The 18,428-nt window shown below is 54.6% G+C and carries 18 protein-coding genes; 11 read left to right on the forward strand and 7 right to left on the reverse strand.

Going from position 1 to position 18,428, the window contains the following annotated elements:
• Positions 1-85 precede the first annotated feature (85 nt).
• Positions 86-583, reverse strand: a complete 498-nt coding sequence (locus tag KI379_RS03535) for a MarR family winged helix-turn-helix transcriptional regulator (protein ID WP_212982787.1) — start codon at positions 581-583, stop codon at positions 86-88.
• Between the two features lie 245 nt (positions 584-828).
• Positions 829-1,971: a glycosyl hydrolase family 8 gene (locus KI379_RS03540; protein ID WP_212982788.1), complete on the reverse strand. Its 1,143-nt coding sequence runs from the start codon at positions 1,969-1,971 to the stop codon at positions 829-831.
• 305 nt (positions 1,972-2,276) lie between these two features.
• Between KI379_RS03540 and KI379_RS03545 the strand changes: the two genes are divergently transcribed.
• The 5 genes from KI379_RS03545 to gdhA all read left to right on the forward strand — a co-directional run bounded on the left by KI379_RS03545 (position 2,277) and on the right by gdhA (position 6,933).
• Positions 2,277-2,855: a TetR/AcrR family transcriptional regulator gene (locus KI379_RS03545; RefSeq protein WP_076170441.1), complete on the forward strand. Its 579-nt coding sequence runs from the start codon at positions 2,277-2,279 to the stop codon at positions 2,853-2,855.
• Between the two features lie 125 nt (positions 2,856-2,980).
• The gene (locus KI379_RS03550; RefSeq protein ID WP_212982789.1) at positions 2,981-3,535 is read left to right on the forward strand and encodes an NAD(P)H-dependent oxidoreductase; all 555 of its coding nucleotides are present in this window, start codon (positions 2,981-2,983) and stop codon (positions 3,533-3,535) included.
• 54 nt (positions 3,536-3,589) lie between these two features.
• Positions 3,590-4,303, forward strand: a complete 714-nt coding sequence (locus KI379_RS03555) for an SDR family oxidoreductase (RefSeq protein ID WP_212982790.1) — start codon at positions 3,590-3,592, stop codon at positions 4,301-4,303.
• A gap of 131 nt (positions 4,304-4,434) precedes the next feature.
• Positions 4,435-5,418, forward strand: a complete 984-nt coding sequence (locus KI379_RS03560; RefSeq protein WP_076170438.1) for a diaminopimelate dehydrogenase — start codon at positions 4,435-4,437, stop codon at positions 5,416-5,418.
• A 150-nt stretch (positions 5,419-5,568) separates the two neighbouring features.
• Positions 5,569-6,933, forward strand: coding sequence for an NADP-specific glutamate dehydrogenase (gene gdhA, locus KI379_RS03565; RefSeq protein WP_373309577.1), 1,365 nt, complete (start codon positions 5,569-5,571; stop codon positions 6,931-6,933).
• Between the two features lie 192 nt (positions 6,934-7,125).
• Here the strand turns inward: gdhA and KI379_RS03570 are convergent, their stop codons facing one another.
• The gene (locus KI379_RS03570) at positions 7,126-8,385 is read right to left on the reverse strand and encodes a cytochrome P450 family protein (protein ID WP_244169269.1); all 1,260 of its coding nucleotides are present in this window, start codon (positions 8,383-8,385) and stop codon (positions 7,126-7,128) included.
• A gap of 240 nt (positions 8,386-8,625) precedes the next feature.
• Between KI379_RS03570 and KI379_RS03575 the strand changes: the two genes are divergently transcribed.
• Both KI379_RS03575 and KI379_RS03580 read left to right on the forward strand, forming a co-directional pair.
• Entirely contained in the window at positions 8,626-9,243 is a 618-nt protein-coding gene (locus tag KI379_RS03575; protein WP_212982791.1) for a TetR family transcriptional regulator, read from the forward strand.
• A gap of 73 nt (positions 9,244-9,316) precedes the next feature.
• Positions 9,317-9,460, forward strand: coding sequence for a hypothetical protein (locus KI379_RS03580; protein WP_212982792.1), 144 nt, complete (start codon positions 9,317-9,319; stop codon positions 9,458-9,460).
• A gap of 180 nt (positions 9,461-9,640) precedes the next feature.
• On the opposite strand, the gene KI379_RS03585 is transcribed toward KI379_RS03580, so the two are convergent.
• Both KI379_RS03585 and KI379_RS03590 read right to left on the reverse strand, forming a co-directional pair.
• Complete coding sequence (locus tag KI379_RS03585) at positions 9,641-10,618, reverse strand: aldo/keto reductase (protein ID WP_076170434.1); 978 nt, start codon at positions 10,616-10,618, stop codon at positions 9,641-9,643.
• A gap of 180 nt (positions 10,619-10,798) precedes the next feature.
• Positions 10,799-11,416 (reverse strand): LysE/ArgO family amino acid transporter, encoded by a 618-nt coding sequence (locus KI379_RS03590; protein WP_212982793.1) that lies wholly within the window; start codon positions 11,414-11,416, stop codon positions 10,799-10,801.
• A 126-nt stretch (positions 11,417-11,542) separates the two neighbouring features.
• Between KI379_RS03590 and KI379_RS03595 the strand changes: the two genes are divergently transcribed.
• From KI379_RS03595 to KI379_RS03605, 3 genes are all read left to right on the forward strand, one after another.
• Positions 11,543-12,991: an aminotransferase-like domain-containing protein gene (locus KI379_RS03595; protein WP_212982794.1), complete on the forward strand. Its 1,449-nt coding sequence runs from the start codon at positions 11,543-11,545 to the stop codon at positions 12,989-12,991.
• 161 nt (positions 12,992-13,152) lie between these two features.
• Positions 13,153-13,992: an alpha/beta fold hydrolase gene (locus KI379_RS03600; RefSeq protein WP_212982795.1), complete on the forward strand. Its 840-nt coding sequence runs from the start codon at positions 13,153-13,155 to the stop codon at positions 13,990-13,992.
• 1 nt (position 13,993) lies between these two features.
• Positions 13,994-14,467: a PAS domain S-box protein gene (locus tag KI379_RS03605; RefSeq protein WP_212982796.1), complete on the forward strand. Its 474-nt coding sequence runs from the start codon at positions 13,994-13,996 to the stop codon at positions 14,465-14,467.
• Between the two features lie 55 nt (positions 14,468-14,522).
• Here the strand turns inward: KI379_RS03605 and shc are convergent, their stop codons facing one another.
• Positions 14,523-16,451: a squalene--hopene cyclase gene (gene shc, locus KI379_RS03610; RefSeq protein WP_212982797.1), complete on the reverse strand. Its 1,929-nt coding sequence runs from the start codon at positions 16,449-16,451 to the stop codon at positions 14,523-14,525.
• A gap of 77 nt (positions 16,452-16,528) precedes the next feature.
• Positions 16,529-17,440 carry an alpha/beta hydrolase gene (locus tag KI379_RS03615; protein ID WP_212982798.1) on the reverse strand — a complete coding sequence of 304 codons (912 nt, stop codon included), beginning with the start codon at positions 17,438-17,440 and terminating at the stop codon, positions 16,529-16,531.
• Between the two features lie 136 nt (positions 17,441-17,576).
• Here KI379_RS03615 and KI379_RS03620 point away from each other — a divergent pair, with 136 nt between their 5' ends.
• A complete protein-coding gene (locus KI379_RS03620) occupies positions 17,577-18,428 on the forward strand; it encodes a helix-turn-helix transcriptional regulator (protein ID WP_212982799.1) in 852 nt (283 codons plus the stop codon).

Consider the following 18,428-nt stretch of genomic DNA (forward strand, 5'->3'; position numbering starts at 1 on the left):
TGAGAATGGCAAAGTAAATGCGGACTTTTGCTCAAAAGAAAAGCCATTTGCGAGAGCAAACGGCTTTCATGACGGCGATTCATAATCAGCTCATCCTGTCTTTCTCGTTCTTCATCTTGTTCATCTCGGTTAAAGTCATCTCATTGCACTGCCGGATGAAGTTCAAAATCAGCTGCAGTTCCTGCTCCGTATACTGCGAGACGATCTCGAGCGTCGACTGCATGATCGATTGGAACAAGGGAGAGATGGATGCCGAGCCTTCCGGCACCGGTTTGACGACGACACGTCTGCGATCGTTCGGATCCTTATCCCGGATGACATAACCCGCTTGTTCGAGCCGGTCGATGACACTGGTCACAGCACCGGTTGTAAGCCCGGTTAACTGGGCCAGCTGGCCGGCCGTGACAGGTCCGGCTTGATTCAAGTAATCCAGGCATTTGTGATCGGTGGCGTTCAACCCCAATCGTTCCGAAATGAGCTGATGGAACATTACGGCACGGGTGCTGTTCTGGCGCAGCTCGTGCACCATTTGCTGCTGTAAGGAAGCGAGTTCAGGTGACACGCGGTCCTTTTCTTTTGACATCTTGATTCCTCCGCGTATGCGACTTATGTCTTTTCTCGTTAAGATAAACATTATATTAAGATGATTTGCCGATCAAGACTTATTTACTCTGCATAGTCACATTATGGCGTCTATTTCGACCCAATCCACGAAAAGGGCGGTTTTACGCGATGTGAAGGAGGATTAAAGATCAGCAGCGAGGGACCTGCAATTAAGAGAAAGAAAACCCTTGTTTATCAAGGGTTTTCTAGTTTCTCTCTGCATGTTTAATAGATGCGATATTTTCCGCTTAGCGCCAGAAGGCTGAAGAAATAAAGGCAGTTGTCGTAATATCGGCGAATGCCGGTTCTAAGCGGGGTGCTCCAGAACTTGTGAACAAAGGGGAGCGCATCTTCACCGTCGGCGGCCAGCGATGCCATCGCGTTGGTAGCCAACAGCCCGATGGGATGCAGGGCCGGCTCTTCGAAAGGGCTCCCGTCGATGCGGTATCTTCGGTATTCGGAAGGCTCGATCTCCCGGAAAAACCGCTGAATCCGGTTGGACTGCCCGACCTGCCATGGATCCTGGCGGAACCATTCCCAGTCGAGGGCAATGTTGGCCGCCACCCGGTACGCATCGCTGAAGAAATGGCGGTAATCGCCATGGGGCTGCGGTTCAGCCGGCGTGCCGTCATAATTCGCATACTCCGGAGACAGTCCTGTTTCGGGGTGGCAGGCCAGATGCAGATAAGCCCGGCTGGCGACGGCAGCTTCTTTCCAAAAAATCCGATCCCGTTCGTCGGCACGCTCGGCGAACAGCTCATAGAAATGGGGAAGGTGATAGGATGGATCGCTGAAGGGAGACTCCGGAATGAACTTGATCAGCTTGGTTGCGGGGTCCCACATCGGATCTCCTTCCTGGTCTCGGCCTTTATGGACGCAAGCGCGAAGAATCGTCCTCGCCTGCTCGGAGTAATCGTACGGCGGCAGTCCGTCGCCCCACCGGCTTGAAGCAAAGAACAGGGCCATTGCGAAGTATTCCTCCCCGTCAGGAGCGGGTCCAGGAGATAGTCGGGTGCCGTCCGGCTTACAGTGCCAGGCGAAATAATCCTTGTAGCGTCCTTCCTTATGCTGCATATACGATTTGGAAAAATTCCAGAGCCGGTCGAAGATGTCTTTCTTATCCATCTGAACGGCCATCATCATGCCGTATGACATGCCTTCGGTGCGGACGTCCGAGTTGCCTGTATCCAGAACATAACCTTGATCCTCGCCAAGAGGGAAGTAGATCCGAACCTCAGGTGCACCGTCAAACAGGTCATTCCACGCCTGTTCGAGCCTGGCGTCGATCTCCTCTGGCGAATAACCCGCTTCCAGGAATACATTCCGATATTGGCCGGTATAAAACGCTCCTTGCATCGTTAGAGCCATAATCAACCTCCAGCTGTTAGTTTAAGCTTATCGTAACATAAGGGGCACTCTAAAAATTAAAGCGTTTACCCTTCAAATTATAGATGTTCGTGTTCCGATGTACAAAAATAATACTTTACCGATCGTTCCCGATATGTTATGCTGAATTCGTAAAGAAAAGGGTTCACAGCGTTTGAAGTAGAATGTACATTCTCAAAATAGGCAATACTGTTCTAAGATATGCGAAAGGAAAGGGAAGCGGAAAGGACAGATTTTCTATACCGATGATTCCCGGAATGATAATATAACGGAAGGAGGTGTACGGGGTGGCCAGAAGCAAAGAATTTGAGGAAAGTGCCGTTCTCGAGAAAGCGATGAAGCTGTTCTGGGAACAGGGCTACGAGAAGACATCCATGAACGACCTTGTCGAGCATATGGGCATCCACCGCAGAAGCCTGTATGATACGTTCACCGATAAGCATACGTTGTTCCTGAAAGCGATCGACCGCTTTGGGGAACGGTTCAACGCCAGAATGTCCGCAGGGGTTAAGCAGTCGGAAACGGCCGAACAAGCGCTGAAGTTTGTTTTCCAATACATGATTCATGGGGATGAAGACGTACCGCCAGGCTGCATGGTCGTGAACTCGGCCGTGGAACTGGGGATCCGTGATGAAGAGGTAGACGCAAAGGCGACGGAGGCATTTGCCAAAGCCGAGCAGCTGGTGAGGGAAATCGTGTTTTGGGGGCAGCAGAACGGAGAGTTTACAAGGGAATACGAAGCGGAAGAATTGGCGGAGTACCTTCATAACGCGCTGGTGGGAATTCGAGTGATGAAACGGACGTCCCTTCCCCAAGAAAAACTGGAGCGGATCGCAGACGTATCGATACGCTTCGTCAAAAAATAAAAACATATTTTTTTTCATAATTATAGAATGATCGTTCTCAAAATAACCGTGCTTAATCTTTTTAATGAGCATAGCATGACGCATTGTTAATAGAATGATCATTCCCAAAAAAGGAGACGATCTTTATGAAGACGTTAATTATTGTTGCACATCCCGATTTACAGGCCTCCCGGATCAACCGGGCTTGGACCGAAGCGGCACAAAAGCAAGCAGAGACGACCGTACACCTGCTGTATGAAGCCTATCCCGACAAAAAGATCGACGTTGCACGGGAGCAAAGTTTGCTGGAGAGCCATGACCGGATTATTTTTCAATACCCGCTGTACTGGTACAGCACGCCGCCGCTCCTCAAACAGTGGTTTGATGAGGTTCTCACCTACGGCTGGGCTTTCGGTCCTGGAGGGGACCGCTTGAAAGGGAAAGAAATCGGTATTGCCATCTCGACTTCAGGCACCGCGGCTTCGTATCAACCGGGAGGATACAACCTGTTTACGATCAGGGATATCGCGAAGCCGGTGGAAGCGCTGGCCAACTATGTTAGCGCCCGCTATCTGCCGCCTTTTGCACTGCATAACGCGCATCATGTGACGGATGAGCAAATCGCCGACAGTCAGGCCGCGTATGTCAAGCACTTGGTTGAGGCGCAGCCCGTGCGATACGAAGCACTTGAAATTCTTTGATCATTTCATAACGATGACCATTTTCATCAAAACAATAACAGGGAGGAAATGAAGATGAACAACAGCAAAATTGCACTTGTGACGGGAGCCAGCAAAGGAATCGGGTTTGAGGTGGCCAAACAATTGGGGCAGCAGGGCATTACGGTATTAACGGCAGCACGGACGAAAGAAGCGGCGGATCAGGCGGCGTCGGAGCTGCGTCAGCAGGGGATCGAAGCGGTCGGCGTTCAGCTGGAGGTGACGAATGAAGCCCATATCACGGAGCTTGCGAAGTGGATTGAAACGGAATACGGCCGGCTCGATATTCTGGTCAACAATGCAGGCGTCCACCTGGAAAAATCCGGATATGAAGGCGACGCTTTCAGAGATACGTTTGAAGTGAACACGTTTGCGCCTTATTTTATTACGGAGGCACTGATGCCATTGCTGCTGAAAAGTGAGGCAGGGCGGATCGTGAACCAAAGCAGCGCGCTCGGCTCGATGCAATTTATTCTGACGAACGAGCTGGCGCAGCGTATTGCGACTCCCGCCTATTCAGCCTCGAAAGCGGCGCTGAATATGCTGACGGCCTATTGGGCGCAAAAGACCAGCGGGACGAACCTGAAAGTTAACGCGGTGCATCCGGGGCTGGTTAAGACCCGCATGGACGGTGACAAGGCCGAACTGACGGCCGAGGAAGGCGCGGTAACGGCTGTTCGGCTGGCAACGATACCTGAGGACGGCCCGACCGGCGGATTTTTCTACATGGATGATAAGCTTCCGTGGTAAATACTTCTATATATCGGCAAAAGCCCTTGGAGATCAAGGGCTTTTTCTCGTTCTTTCGTATTTTTGCTTTGCATATGACATCTCATGTCATATAATCAAAAGGATAATCAGAATAAGTGGAGGGACATAAAATGGCATCGAAAATCAGAATTGGAATTGTAGGCTATGGTAACCTTGGACGAGGCGTCCAGGCTTCCATCGCGCAGAACGAAGATATGGAATTGGTGGCGGTATTCACACGGCGTGACCCGTCGCAGATGCCTGCGGAAGCGGGCGTCAAATTTGAGCATGTATCGACGGTGGAACAATATAAAGGATCGATCGATGTCATGATTCTGTGCGGAGGATCCGCAACCGATCTTCCCGAGCAAACACCGGCCATTGCCGCCCTGTTTAACACAGTGGACAGCTTTGATACGCATGCCAAGATTCCTGAGTTTTTTGCAAGCGTGGATGCAGCGGCTAAAAACGGACAAACTGTCAGCGTCATTTCGACCGGCTGGGATCCGGGCCTGTTCTCCATGAACAGACTGCTCGCGGAGTCGATTCTCCCGCAGGGTAAGGAATACACATTCTGGGGTAAAGGCGTCAGCCAGGGCCACTCGGATGCCATCCGCCGCGTTCCGGGCGTCAAAGCAGGAGTGCAGTATACCGTCCCGGTAGAAAGCGTCATCGAACAAATCCGCAGCGGCGAAACGCCAGAACTGGCAACCCGCGAGAAGCACGAACGGATTTGCTATGTCGTTGCTGAAGAGGGTGCGGACCGTGCCGAGATTGAAAAGACGATCGTGGAGATGCCTAACTATTTTGCAGACTATGACACAACGGTCCATTTCATTACGGAAGAAGAGCTGAAATCCGAGCACAGCGGGATGCCGCACGGCGGATTTGTGATCCGCAGCGGAGTGACCGGCCAAGGAACGAAGCAAATCGTCGAATTCAGCCTGAAGCTGGAGAGCAACCCGGAATTCACCGCAAGCGTATTGACCGCTTATGCCAGAGCGGCCGTCCGGTTGGCCAAAGAAGGAGCCGTTGGCGCCAAAACGGTATTTGATATCCCGCTCGGTTATCTATCCGCGAAAAGCGATGCGGAGCTGCGCCAGCAATTGCTGTAATTTTGCACCGATAAATGCATTTAATCGACTAAAAAAATATTTTTTATTGGAAAAAACCCCTAAACCTGCATTAGAATTTAGTGAAGCAAAGCGTTATAGTGCAAAAAAATGTGCGAATTGTGCAAAAGGGGTTGGGTTATGAATAGTGTAATGGATACGAAGGGTTTAAATACAGCCGAAAAGTATGTTAACGATGTGTACAATTTAGTCGTTTCCCGGAATCCTTCCGAGGATGAGTTCCACCAGGCCGTTAAGGAAATTTTTGACTCGCTGGTACCTGTTCTTGCAAAACATCCGGAGTACATGGAAGAAGGCATTTTAGAACGCATGGTCGAACCTGAGCGTCTCATCACATTCCGCGTGCCTTGGGTGGACGATAACAACAAGATTCAGGTCAACCGGGGATTTCGGGTACAATTTAACAGTGCACTCGGTCCATATAAGGGAGGACTCCGGTTCCATCCGTCCGTCAATGCAAGCATCATCAAGTTTTTGGGTTTTGAGCAAATTTTGAAAAACGCATTGACCGGCCAGCCGATCGGCGGAGGCAAGGGCGGCTCCGATTTTGATCCAAAGGGCAAGTCGGACCGGGAAATCATGCGGTTTACCCAAAGCTTCATGACGGAGCTGTATAAGTATATCGGACCCGATGCGGACGTCCCTGCTGGCGACATCGGCGTAGGAGCCCGGGAGATCGGGTACATGTTCGGGCAGTATAAGCGGATCCGGGGCGGCAACGAAGCCGGCGTGCTTACGGGCAAGGGCATCGGATACGGCGGAAGTCTGGCGCGTACGGAAGCGACCGGCTACGGATGCGTGTATTTCGTGGATGAAATGCTGAAAGACAACGATCTGTCCTTTGAGGGAAGCAAAGTCGTCGTATCCGGTTCCGGAAACGTATCCATTTATGCTATGCGCAAAGCGAAAGAACTCGGAGCTACGGTCGTCGCGTGCAGCGATTCCAACGGCTATATCTATGACGAAAAGGGACTGGACATCGATACGGTTCAGCGCCTGAAAGAAGTGGAGCGGAAACGGATTAAAGATTACGTCAATGAACATCCGGATGCCGTTTATGTCGAGGGCTGCCGTGACATTTGGACCGTTCCATGCGATATCGCGCTGCCTTGCGCCACGCAAAACGAAATCGACGAGGAATCGGCCGCTCTGCTCGTTAAGAATGGCGTGAAGGCGATCGGTGAGGGCGCGAACATGCCGTCCACCCTTCAGGCGATCGAAATTTTCCAGAAGAACGGTGTCCTGTTTGCACCGGCCAAAGCAGCGAACGCGGGCGGCGTTGCCGTATCCGCGCTGGAAATGGCCCAAAACAGTATGAGAATGTCCTGGAGCTTTGAAGAGGTTGACGCAAAGCTGAATGATATCATGAAAAATATTTATGCGAGCTGCGTTCAGGCAGCCGATGAATACGGATATCATGGCAATCTCGTCGTAGGCGCCAATGCTGCCGGATTCCGGAAAGTAGCGGACGCTATGATCGCTCAGGGGATCGTCTAAGTCCTCCCTGCAGCTTAGTAAACCATTCGAAATGAACTTATATCACAATAAAAACCACGGATAAAGGATGAGATACCCTTCCTTTGTCCGTGGTTTTCTTTTTTATACGTTACGAAACCAATCGGAGTACCACGGCTTCATCCCGCATACGAAAAAGCCCTTGGGTCCCAAGGGCTTCACATGAATATGGATTTAAAAGGCCACAGGCAGGGCAGCCAGCCCTTGGGAGCTGAGCGTAAAGTTCCAAGGGACCTCATCCCGGGGAATGCTCAGCCGCAGATTCGGCATGCGCTTCAGCAGCGTAGTAAAGGCGATATCCCCTTCGATGCGGGCCAGCGGCGCTCCCAGGCACATATGGATGCCGTGGCCAAAGGCGAGATGCCGGTTGATCTGGCGCGTAATGTCAAGCTGTTCGGACTGGTCGAACTGGCGCTCGTCCCGATTGGCCGATTTCAGCACGGGGATCACGGCATCGCCTTTCTTGATGGACTGCCCGGCGAGCACGATGTCCTCCGTGGCAAAGCGGGGTCCGGCAATGGTGGCCGGCCCGTTGAAGCGCAGCAGCTCCTCAACGGCGGAAGGCACCAGGCTCGGCTCGGCCTTGAGCTTCTCCAGCTGCTCCGGATGATCCAGCAGCATCAGGCTGCCGGTGGCGATCAGGTTCGAGGTCGTTTCGTGGCCGGCAAAGATGAGCAGAGTGATCATCGACACGAGCTCGGTTTCCGAGAGCCGGTCCCCTGCCTCTTCGATCGCGATGAGCTGGCTGATGAGGTCGTCCGCAGGCTGCCGCCGTTTGGAAGCTACCAGCCGGGCGGTGTACTCGCCGAAGGCGCGCATATTCTCTTCAACGCCCGGCTCGCGTCTTCCCAGTCCCAGCCCATGGGCGAGAGCGGCCGACCAGGTATGTATCTGCTCCCGGTCTTCCTGTGGAACGCCCAGCATTTCGGAAATGACGTTGATCGGGAGCGGATAGGCGTAGTCCTTGACGAGGTCCATCTCGCCTTGCGCCTGGACATGGTCGAGCAGTTCGTCGGCGATTTCCTGCACGCGGGGACGAAGGCTCTCCATGTATCGCGGCGAGAACGCCTTGGATACGAGGCTCCGCAGCCGCCGGTGGTCCGGGTCATCGACCGTGAGCATGGAGTGTCCGGTGAAAAAGGTGGGAGGTGCGGACGCATCCGAACCGCCGGCTAAGCTCTTTCTGAAATCTTCATTCCCGTCGATCGAAGCGGGGTCCACCGTGAAATGGGCATGGTCTTTGAGCACCTGCATCGCTTCCTCCATCCGGGTGACCATCCACGCTTGACGATCCGGCCCGCCCATCGGAAACGGGATCGGAATGACAGCGTTCAATTCTCTCATCTGGGCGAATACAGGGAACGGATTGTCCCCGCTGGCACCGCTGAACAGATTCAGCGCTTCCGGGGCAATGGGATCTGACGGATTCATCATCAAACCATCCTTTCATAAGCAGAGTATTTTGGCCTTGCCTTAGCAGGACGGAGCTGTCTTTAGGGATGATCGAATGATTGAAATAAGCTGTGCTAACAGGTGGAATCATAAGAATGGCCCGTCCCGAAAAGCTTGGGCCTACGTCTTCGCGCTGTTGTGGCCGTATTTTGCATTGTGGATTGCGCTTAAATTTAATATAATGTCACTGAGTGACAAAAGTCAATGAAGGAAGAATTCGAGATGAATCCTAAAGAAAACATACATCCCATAGAAGCGCCGGCAGGTTTAAGGGAGCGAAAGAAGCGTCTGGCCCAGGCGGCGATTGAGGAAGCGGCGCTGCGGCTTTTTCAGCAGAAGGGCTATGAGCAGACCTCGATTCAGGACATTGCCGATGCGGTCACGATGTCGTCGCGCACGTTCTTCCGGTATTATGCGTCCAAGGAGGAAGTGCTGTCGGGACCGATCCGCAGCACGCAGCTGGATGGGGTCCGATACCTGCTGGAAGCGGAGCCTCCGGCATCACCCCATGCCGCCCTGCAATCGGTCTTCGGTTACCTGGCCGGCCAATACGAGAAGCAGCGCCCGGGTCTTGTGCTCCGGTACCGCATAGCCGGGCAGACGCCCTCTATCGCGTCCTTATTTTTGTATACGCTGATGGAGACGGAGCCGGCTCTCTGCGATGCGCTGTGCTTGAGGCTCGAAACCGGGGCGGACCGTGATGAAGTCCGGTTTCTGGTGGCCGTCTATATGGCGGCTCTGCGCGTTTCCATTGAGGAATGGCTGGAGCAGGGGGACGATGCGAACCTGGTGGATAGGCTGCATCGCCATATGGACCGGCTTTCTTCTATGCCGGGTTGAGGTCATACAGTTAAGCGAAAAGATTCCGCGGCTCCTGCGGAATTTTTTTGTTGATATAACCGAAAAGTGGGGTTTGCCGGTCCGCCGGATTGCCGAGCGCCCGTATACGGTCGTGCATTGGTCGGAGTTCGACCGGGGCGGCCATTTCGCCGCCATGGAGGTACCGGATCAGCTTGCCGAAGATCTGCGCTCCTTCTTCCGGCAGTTCAGAGACTAATCAATAAACAGCAAGAACACACCTTGAAGCCTTAAGGTGTGTTCTCTATTGAAGGTATAAGAGAATATAAGCCTTTTCTAGTCAGACTGGCGCTGATTATTAGCACTCGGAACATGTCCGGAAGGCCAAGCGCATCTGAATAGGATGAGTTCGATCAAGCAAGCTTTCTTTTACTGCGGGTTACCAAGCATAAGCCCGAGGGGCTTCTCCGCCGGGACCCGGGAAAATTTCGTCCAGGCGCGCCAGCACGTCTTCGCTCAGCTCGACCTCAACAACCCGGAGCGTCTGCTCGAACTGCTCCAGCGTCCGCGGTCCGATGATCGGGGCCGTCATCGCCGGATGCACGAGCGTCCAGGCGAGCGCTACCGTCGCTTCGGATTCGCCCAGCTCCTTGCACAGCTTCGAGAACTGCTCCAGCTGCGGGCGCAGCTTCTCAAGCCGCTCGGTCTGGCGCGCAGTCCGCGATCCTTCCTTCGGGTTCAGGTTGCCGCCAAGCACGCCGCCGTCCAGCGGGCTCCAGGCGATGACACCGATGCCATGCTCTTCCGCGGCAGGGAGCACTTCAAGCTCCGGCAGCCGGCAGAGCAGGCTGTATTTGTGCTGCTCGGACACCAGGCCGAGCAGGCCGCGCTTCTCCGCTTCGTACTGGGCCTTCACCAGGTCGCGACCGGCAAAGTTGCTGGCGCCGACGTATCCGATTTTTCCCTGGTTCTGATGAGTTTGAAAAGCGTTCCAGAGCTCATCCCAGGACACGTTCCGGTCCACATGGTGCATTTGATAGAGCTCGATATGGTCCGTCTGCAGCCTGCGGAGTGAGCCTTCCAGGTGGCGGCGGATCTTGTACGCAGAAAGTCCCCCTTGCTCATTGGGATCCACGATAGGATGTTCCATGTTGCCGTATACTTTCGTAGCGAGCACGACTTTTTCCCGTCTTCCGCCGCCTTGGGCGAACCAGCGGCCGATGATTTCCTCAGTCCATCCGCGGTGCTCATTACCGCCGTAGACGTTGGCCGTATCGAAGAAATTGACACCTGCGTCGAGGGCTGCATCCATAATCTTGAAGGCTTCCTTCTCCTCGGTGCTTGGACCAAAATTCATCGTACCGAGGCAGAGACGACTGACCTTTAATCCTGTTTTTCCCAAATAGGTATACTTCACGTTTCAATTTCCTCCTTTTCCTGGTGGATTCGGTAACATTATAATTCTTCTTTCGGTTTCTGGTAAGCACTGAAAAAAAGTATACTAAGTGAATCTCGTGTTACTTGAGCTTGTTTGGACCTGTTTTGAACTAACCTGCGTTGACCTCATTGGACCCTCCGGATCCTTCACTCCTCGTCATCATCCCCTAAACAGGCTGTAAGCCAAATAAGCGGCCGTAACCCACATAATGATGGCGGACAGCAGGTTCAGCCACGATCTGAGCCTGCCTGTCGAATCGAGGTTTCTGGCGGCCCGTCCCGCCGCGGCGAGCCCGGCGAACCATACCCAGGAGACGAGGACGCATGCCGCGCCGAACGCCAGCTTTTCCCAGCCGGCATAGTTTAAGGAGCTTGTGCCTACCACGCCGACGGTGTCCAGAATCGCATGGGGATTGAGCAGGGATACCGATACGGCAAAAGCGATTTGCTTTCGAGTCGATAAAGACCGGGTGTCTTCCCCGTTATGGGCGAGCGGTTTGCTGGTTAACGTGACGTAGCCCATGTACAGCAGGAAAGGAATCCCCAGCCCCAATAGGACCGTTCTGATCCAGGCATATTCAAGCACGACGACGGAAACGCCCATGATCGCCAGGGATATCAGCAGCGTATCGCAAAGGGAGGCGGCAATGACAGCCGGCAGTGCCCGGCTCAAGCGGGTATGGGCGGCGCCTTGACCGAACACAAACAGGTTTTGAACGCCGAGCGGCAAAATCAGCCCAAGGGCCAATATAAATCCGTGAAATAAGGCGTGTATCATATCATTCCTCCTGTAATGTCCCTATTTTATCGAAGGCGCCCCTGCAGGTCTCCAACCAATTGGTTGGTTAAGGACCCAACCAATCTGTTAGAATAAACGAAATCAACCATGATAGGAAGAGGGTCTATGCGTTACGAGGAATGGCAGCTGGACAAGTCATCTCCGGTGCCGCTGCACCGGCAGATTTACGATTATATTCAGGGGAAAATCATGAACGGGGAATGGCCCGTCGGCACGAGAATCCCTCCGCAGCGGGAACTGGCCGCCCGGTTTCAAGTGAACCGCAGCACGGTGGTCTATGCGCTCGGAGAACTTGCGGCCAATGGGCTCATCGAATCCAAGGTTGGACAAGGAACCGTGGTGGTCAACAACACGTGGAATCTGCTTGCGGCTGATCCCGCTCCCGACTGGAACCGCTACGTCCGGGCGGGGGCTTATCCGCCCAACATTCAGCTGATTCAGCGAATTAACCAGGCCGAGGCCAGGGCGGACATCATCCGGCTTGGAACGGGGGAGCTGTCGCCTGAGCTTCTCCCTTCAGCTAGTATGCAGGAAATCATCGGGAAGGGGAGCGGCGGGCATTTGTCGCTGGGATATTCCGAGCCGAAAGGAAGCCGGTTTCTCCGGGAGATGCTCAGCGAATATTTGCGGTCCAAGGGAATCTCCGCTTCCCCGTCGTCGATTCTGATCGTGTCGGGTGCGCTTCAAGGATTGCAGCTGATATCGGTCGGTCTGCTCCAGCCCGGTTCGACCGTTCTGACGGAAACTCCGTCCTATCTGAACTCGATCCACGTGTTTCAGTCGGCAGGGATCCGGCTCGCCGGCGTTCCGATGGACCTGGAAGGGATTCGTCCGGATGCGGTGGGACCGGCCAAACGTCAGCATCAGGCGGGGCTGCTGTATACGATCCCGAGCTTCCATAACCCAACCGGACGGGTCATGTCAGAGAAGCGCCGGGAAGAGCTGATGAAGGCTGCGGCTTTGGAGCGGCTGCCGGTAATCGAAGATGACGTATACGGAGATTTGTGGCTGGACGCGCCGCCGCCCCCGCCGCTCAAGTCGGCCGATCCGCAGGGACTTGTCCTCTATATGGGGAGCATGTCCAAAACGCTTGGCCCGGGACTGCGGATCGGCTGGGTGGCAGGACCGGAACCGGTCATCGACCGGCTGGCCGACATCAAAATGCAAACTGACTACGGCGCCAGTTCGCTGTCCCAATATGCCGTAGCGGAGTGGCTGAGCACAGGCCGGTACGAGCCGCATCTTGCCGATATCCGGCAGAAGCTGAAGCTGCGCAGAGATTTTGCCCTCTCGATCCTTCAGCAATATTTTCAAGATATGGCAACGTGGGAGATACCCGGAGGCGGGTTTTACATTTGGCTGCGGCTGCATGTTCTCATCCCGGTTCACCAGCTGTTCGAACAGGCCCTGAAAGAGGGGATCCTCTTAAACCCGGGGCAAATTTATGACCGGCATGACCGGCAGCATCTGCGCTTATCGTATGCGTATGCATCCCTTCACGACCTGGAGCGGGGATTGTTCCGACTGGCCGGAATGATTCGAGCGTATAGGTGAGGGTTCACCCTTGTGGTCCTGGAATTTGATTCCATCTCTCAAAAGGAATGGTTAATCTCTTGTTCCGAAGGATGAGTTTAGTAGTATAATGAAGTTTAGTGTCGAACGATCATCTTTCAAATTTAATTGAAAATAACTCTGTGTATACGGGAGGAAGCAACATGGACCATCAACAGATTCTCGTCCGTAACAACGTTCAAGTCACCGGGAGCGGCACGCAGTATTTGATTTTTGCCCATGGGTTCGGCTGCGACCAAAACATGTGGCGTTTTGTCGCACCTGCTTTCGAAGATCATTACAAAGTGGTCTTGTTTGATTTTGTCGGATCCGGCAGGTCTGACATTCGGGCGTATAATCCGGTCCGCTACAGCGATCTGGACGGCTATGCCCAGGATGTGCTGGATATATGCGAGGCTCTGGGGATAAGGGACGCGATTTTCGTAGGTCATTCCGTAGGTGCCATGATCGGCATTCTCGCTTCCATCCGCAGACCCGAATATTTTGAACGGCTGATTCTGATAGGCCCTTCCGCACGGTATTTAAACGATCTTCCCGATTATATCGGAGGCTTTGAACGCGAGGATTTGCTCGCTCTAATGGATATGATGGACAAAAACTATCGGGGTTGGGCCAGTTATCTGGCCCCTGTCATCATGGGCAATCCGGGTCGTCCCGAGTTGTCCGGCGAGCTCGAGCAGAGCTTCTGCGCAACCGATCCGAAGGTCGCCCGGCGGTTTGCCGAAGCGACGTTTCTCTCGGATTACCGGGATGCGCTTGGAAAGGTAACCGTGCCTTCCTTGATACTCCAATGCGCCGAGGACGTGATCGCGCCTCTGGAAGCAGGGGCTTATATCCATACCCACATGCCGGATAGCGAATTTCAGCTCATGGATGCTACCGGCCATTGTCCGCACATGAGCCATCCCGATGAAACGATTCAGCTGATTCAAGCCTACTTGGCGTCTGCCAGAGCCGGTCAGTCAAGCGAGTCCACACGGTAGTATGGACGAACGATTGGATCAGGCGCCTTGCGGATATGTGTCCATGGCCGATAATCGCGTTATCCAGGACGTCAACGCCACGCTGTGCCGCATGCTGGGATATGAGAAACGGGGAATGTGCGGAAGCAGCTTCGAATCGCTGTTGACCCGTTCCAGCCGGATTTTTTTTCAAATCTATTTTCTTCCGCTCATAAAGCTGAACCGGGGCGTCGAGGAGATGTATTTGACGTTTAAAACGAGCAGCGGCGAACCCCTTCCCGTGCTACTTAACGCTTCGGCCGTGGAACGGGATGGCGAATGGGTCTACGATTGCATGCTGATGCCCATGCGCCGGCGGATGGAATATGAACAGCAGATCCAGCAAGCCGAGAGCGCTTCAAACCGGGCGCGGGAAGAGCTTGAGCGGATCGAGAACCTTCTCCGGCAGAAACGCGATGAGCTGGAGCGGATACAGGGATCGTCTTCCATGGAATAAGAACAATACTTCATATTTCAGTAAAAACGGTTTGAAAAAAGCCGCCGGACTCTTGTCAGAGATCCGGCGGCTTTGGTGTTTCCGGGGCGGCATGGCCGTATTTGCGCTTGTAATGGCTCAGCGCCAGAAGCGGCCAAATGTACCGGTAGCTGTGGTACCGGGAGTAGAAGGTGCCGGGAAGGCCAGCCCCCGTCGGATAGGCCGTCATGCCGCCGTCCTGCTGCAGCAGGGAAGTCAGCCTTTGGACGCCCCGGTCCACGGCAGGCGACGGCTGCTCCTGCACTGCGATGAGCGCGTCCAAAGCCCAGGCCGTTTGCGACGGCGTGCTCGCTCCGAGGGGGACATAGCGCATGATTCGGTCGCTCCGGCAGGATTCGCCCCATCCGCCGTCCGGGTTTTGGATCTGCTCAAGCCAACGGACGCCTTTTTGGATCGCATCATGACTGGCCGGTACACCGGCTGCCGCCAGTCCAGTTAATGCCGCCCAGGTGCCGTAAATGTAGCATACTCCCCAGCGCCCGTACCACGAGCCGTCCTTTTCCTGGTGCCGGATCAGCCAGTTTGCGCCCCGCCTGATGAACTCATGCCGCTGCGTCAAACCCGCAAAATGGCCGAGGTACTCCAGCGTCCGGCCTGTCAGATCCGCCTCGGAGGGATCGATGGCCGCGGACTTGGCCCCTTCGATTGCAAGCCAGGTCAGGATGTGCTTGTCGGTATCCTTTTCGAACGCCGGCCAGCCTCCGTCCCGATTCTGCATCGACAGCACCCAATTCAGCCCGCGGTTCCATGCTTCCCGGTACTGCGCGTCTGTTTCCGTTAGACGGGATATCGCACGCAGCGCCGCCGTTGTGTCATCCACATCCGGGTTGATCGTGTTCGACTCAGAGAATCCCCAGCCGCCGGGAGCCGTATCCGGGTTATGGAGGCTCCAATCGGCCGGTTTGTCCTGCTGCCGGGACAGCAGGTAGGAGGCGGCCTGACGGATGGCCGGATGATTCTCCGCAACCCCGGCCTCCTGGAGGGCATCGGCGATCAGGGCGGTGTCCCAGACGGTGGAGGGCGAATTCTGGATCGTAGTCGTCCCGTCCGCCTGACACTGCATGGCAGTCAGCCCTTTGACGGCATCGCTAATGACGGGATGCTCCCGCTCATAGCCCAAGGCAAGCAGCGCCAGAACCATCAGAATCGTGCTGCTTGCGTAGCTGTACAGGGTGCCGTCCGGCTCAATTCGATCCAGCATAAACCGCTCGGCCCGTTCCACGGCGGCTTCATGGATGAAACGCGGCGTCCCGATCAGCCTGTTCATCCCCCGGCGGAGTTCCGCCTGCAGGTTCTCGTACTCCCGCGGCAGCGGATCATCTTCGTCGGCATCCAGGCGCGGAGAGGCAAGGTCGGAGAGGTCGGGAGCGTCCGGCGGAGAAACCGAAAATTTCCGGTCCGCCATGATCAGCAGCGGCGTGAGATGGACTCTGGAATAGCCCGAAAATTCGAAAAAGTTGATCGGAAAATACGAGGGGAACAGCAGCACCTCCAGCGGGATCATGGAGATCGACCGGGGCCAGGGGCGCTGGCCCGTCGCTGCCAGGATCGCCTTGGTCAAAATGCTGTCGACCTTACCGATTCCTCCACGCGAAAGGATATACCGCTTGGCGCGCTGCATATGCTCCTCCTCCGGCCGGCTGTAACCGGAGCAAAGCAGGGCATAGTAAGCCTCCACCGAAGCCGATAAGCTGCCCTCTTCCTCATCGGGATACAGTCTCCAGCATCCGTCAGGCTGCTGCTCTTTGCAGATTCGGTCGTGAAGCTGCCGAATGATAGCTTCCGGATCCGCCTCCAAAATACGAAAGAGGATGATCACGAAGGCGTCGATGCCGATTCCGTTTTCAAAGCAAAAACGCCAGGAGCCGTCCGACTGCTGCGTCTTCAGGAGATAGGCCGTCAAACGCCCGATCTCCTCATCTACCGTACTTAGCCTATTGCTCATTTTGCCGCTTCCCTCCGTTTGTTGACCATTGATAGCAATATATGTCGGCAGGGAAGGAGAAATGAGAAAGCCGCTGATTATACCAGGGTTTGCAGAAATCTGCGGATATCCTCGTAAACGAGGCGGCCGTCGTCGAACAAGTCGGTCATGGCGTAAAAGCCGTGGATCATGCCGGGATAACGCCTGAATGTGACTAAGACCCCCGCCTCCGCAAGCCGTCTGCCATACGCTTCCCCTTCGTCGCGGACCGGATCATACTCGGCCGTGATGATTAGTGTCTGCGGCAGGCCGTCAAGGCGGCCGAGCATCGGAGATGCGAGTGGGTTCGAAAAGTCGGTGCCGTTCTTTAAGTAATGCTTCCTGAAGTAATCCAGCACGTTACGGTTTAGAAAATAACCTTCGGCAAATCGATCTTCCGATTCATAGCATTGCGAATAATCCGTGAGGGGGCAAATTAATATTTGCCCAGCAACATCGACTTGTCCCAAATCGCCCAGCTGTTGGGCAACTACGGCTGCCAGATTACCACCGGCGCTGTCCCCCGCTAGGGTCAGCTTGGAGGGGTCAAATCCGAGTTCCCCGGCATGTTCCGCCACCCATTTGGCGGCTAAGACGGCCTCTGTCGGAGCGGCGGGAAAAGGATGTTCGGGAGCAAGCCTGTAGTCCACCGATACGACGGCACAACGGGTTACTGCCGCCAGCATGCGGCACATCGGGTCATACTTCTGCACATCGCAGATGACGAAGCCTCCACCGTGATAGAATACGATAACGGGCAGCGCGCCTTCCCGCTCTGGCCGGTAGATCCGCAGCGGCAGATCACCGTAAGGCCCCTCGATGCTCCTATCTTGAACCGATGCGAGCTCGAACGTATCTGAAATGACGGTTCCTGCGGCTATGTTGCGCAGCTCCACAGGATCCAGTGTGTGGGAGGGCGGCAGGGATGCCGTATCCTGTATGAATTTTTGGGCTTGTGCATGCAGTGTCATAGAATTCGTTCCTTCTTTCCTGATATTTGGTTAGGGGACATCATGGCTTGAAGCGAGATTAACATGCCGTTTATACTGAAGGCAGTAGCAAACGTAACTAGCATAAAAACTACCTGGATAGGAGTGGACTCGACCGATGGAAGCCGGTTTGAACCGAAAAGCGATCGGAGATTTCCTGAAAGCTAGACGAGCGCAGCTGACACCAGAGCAGTTTGGACTGCCGCAGGGACATACGCGCCGCAGAACGCCAGGACTCCGCAGGGAGGAAGTGGCGCAGCTGGCCGACTTAAGCATTACTTGGTACACGTGGTTAGAGCAGGGCCGGGAAGTATCCGCATCGCCCGAGGTACTGGATCGCCTGTCCTCTGCGCTCCAGCTGAGCCCTACGGAGCGTGAATATTTGTATCTTCTTGCCGGGAGGTATCCGGTACCATCCAGGGATATGTCGGCATACAAGCTGTCGCCCGCCTTTATGAATTTGGTGACGAGCACGCCGTATCCCTTTTTCGTTATCGGATCGGAAAATCGCCTCATCGCCTGGAACGAGCTCGCCTGCGAAATTTTGACGGATTTTTCAGCGATACCTCCCGAGGACATGCAGATGCTTCGCCTTACTTTTATGCATCCTGCATTTCGGACCAAAATTATTAATTGGGAGCACTCGACCAAAATCGCGCTTTCCTTCTACAGGAAGCTGTACGACCGCTCGGCAAGTCAGCCTTGGTATACCCGGCTCATTGAGGAACTGACCATTAGCAGCAAAGAATTTGCCGAATGGTGGCCTCTTCATGAAGTAGCCGAAAAGAACGGCCTGCGAATCGAAGTGAAGCACCCGGCAATGGGACACCTGCACTTTGAAATCATTACGTTTACCCAAATCAATGATCTGGAAAATCTGATGTGCTGCATCTATATGCCCCTGCCGGAGACACGTACGCCAGAAAAGCTGGAGGCATGGTTGAAGACTCGCCCCGCTGCCCGCATGTAA

It is taken from the genome of Paenibacillus cineris (genome assembly GCF_018333335.1).
In the GTDB taxonomy this organism is placed as follows: Bacteria; Bacillota; Bacilli; order Paenibacillales; family Paenibacillaceae; genus Paenibacillus_AQ; species Paenibacillus_AQ favisporus.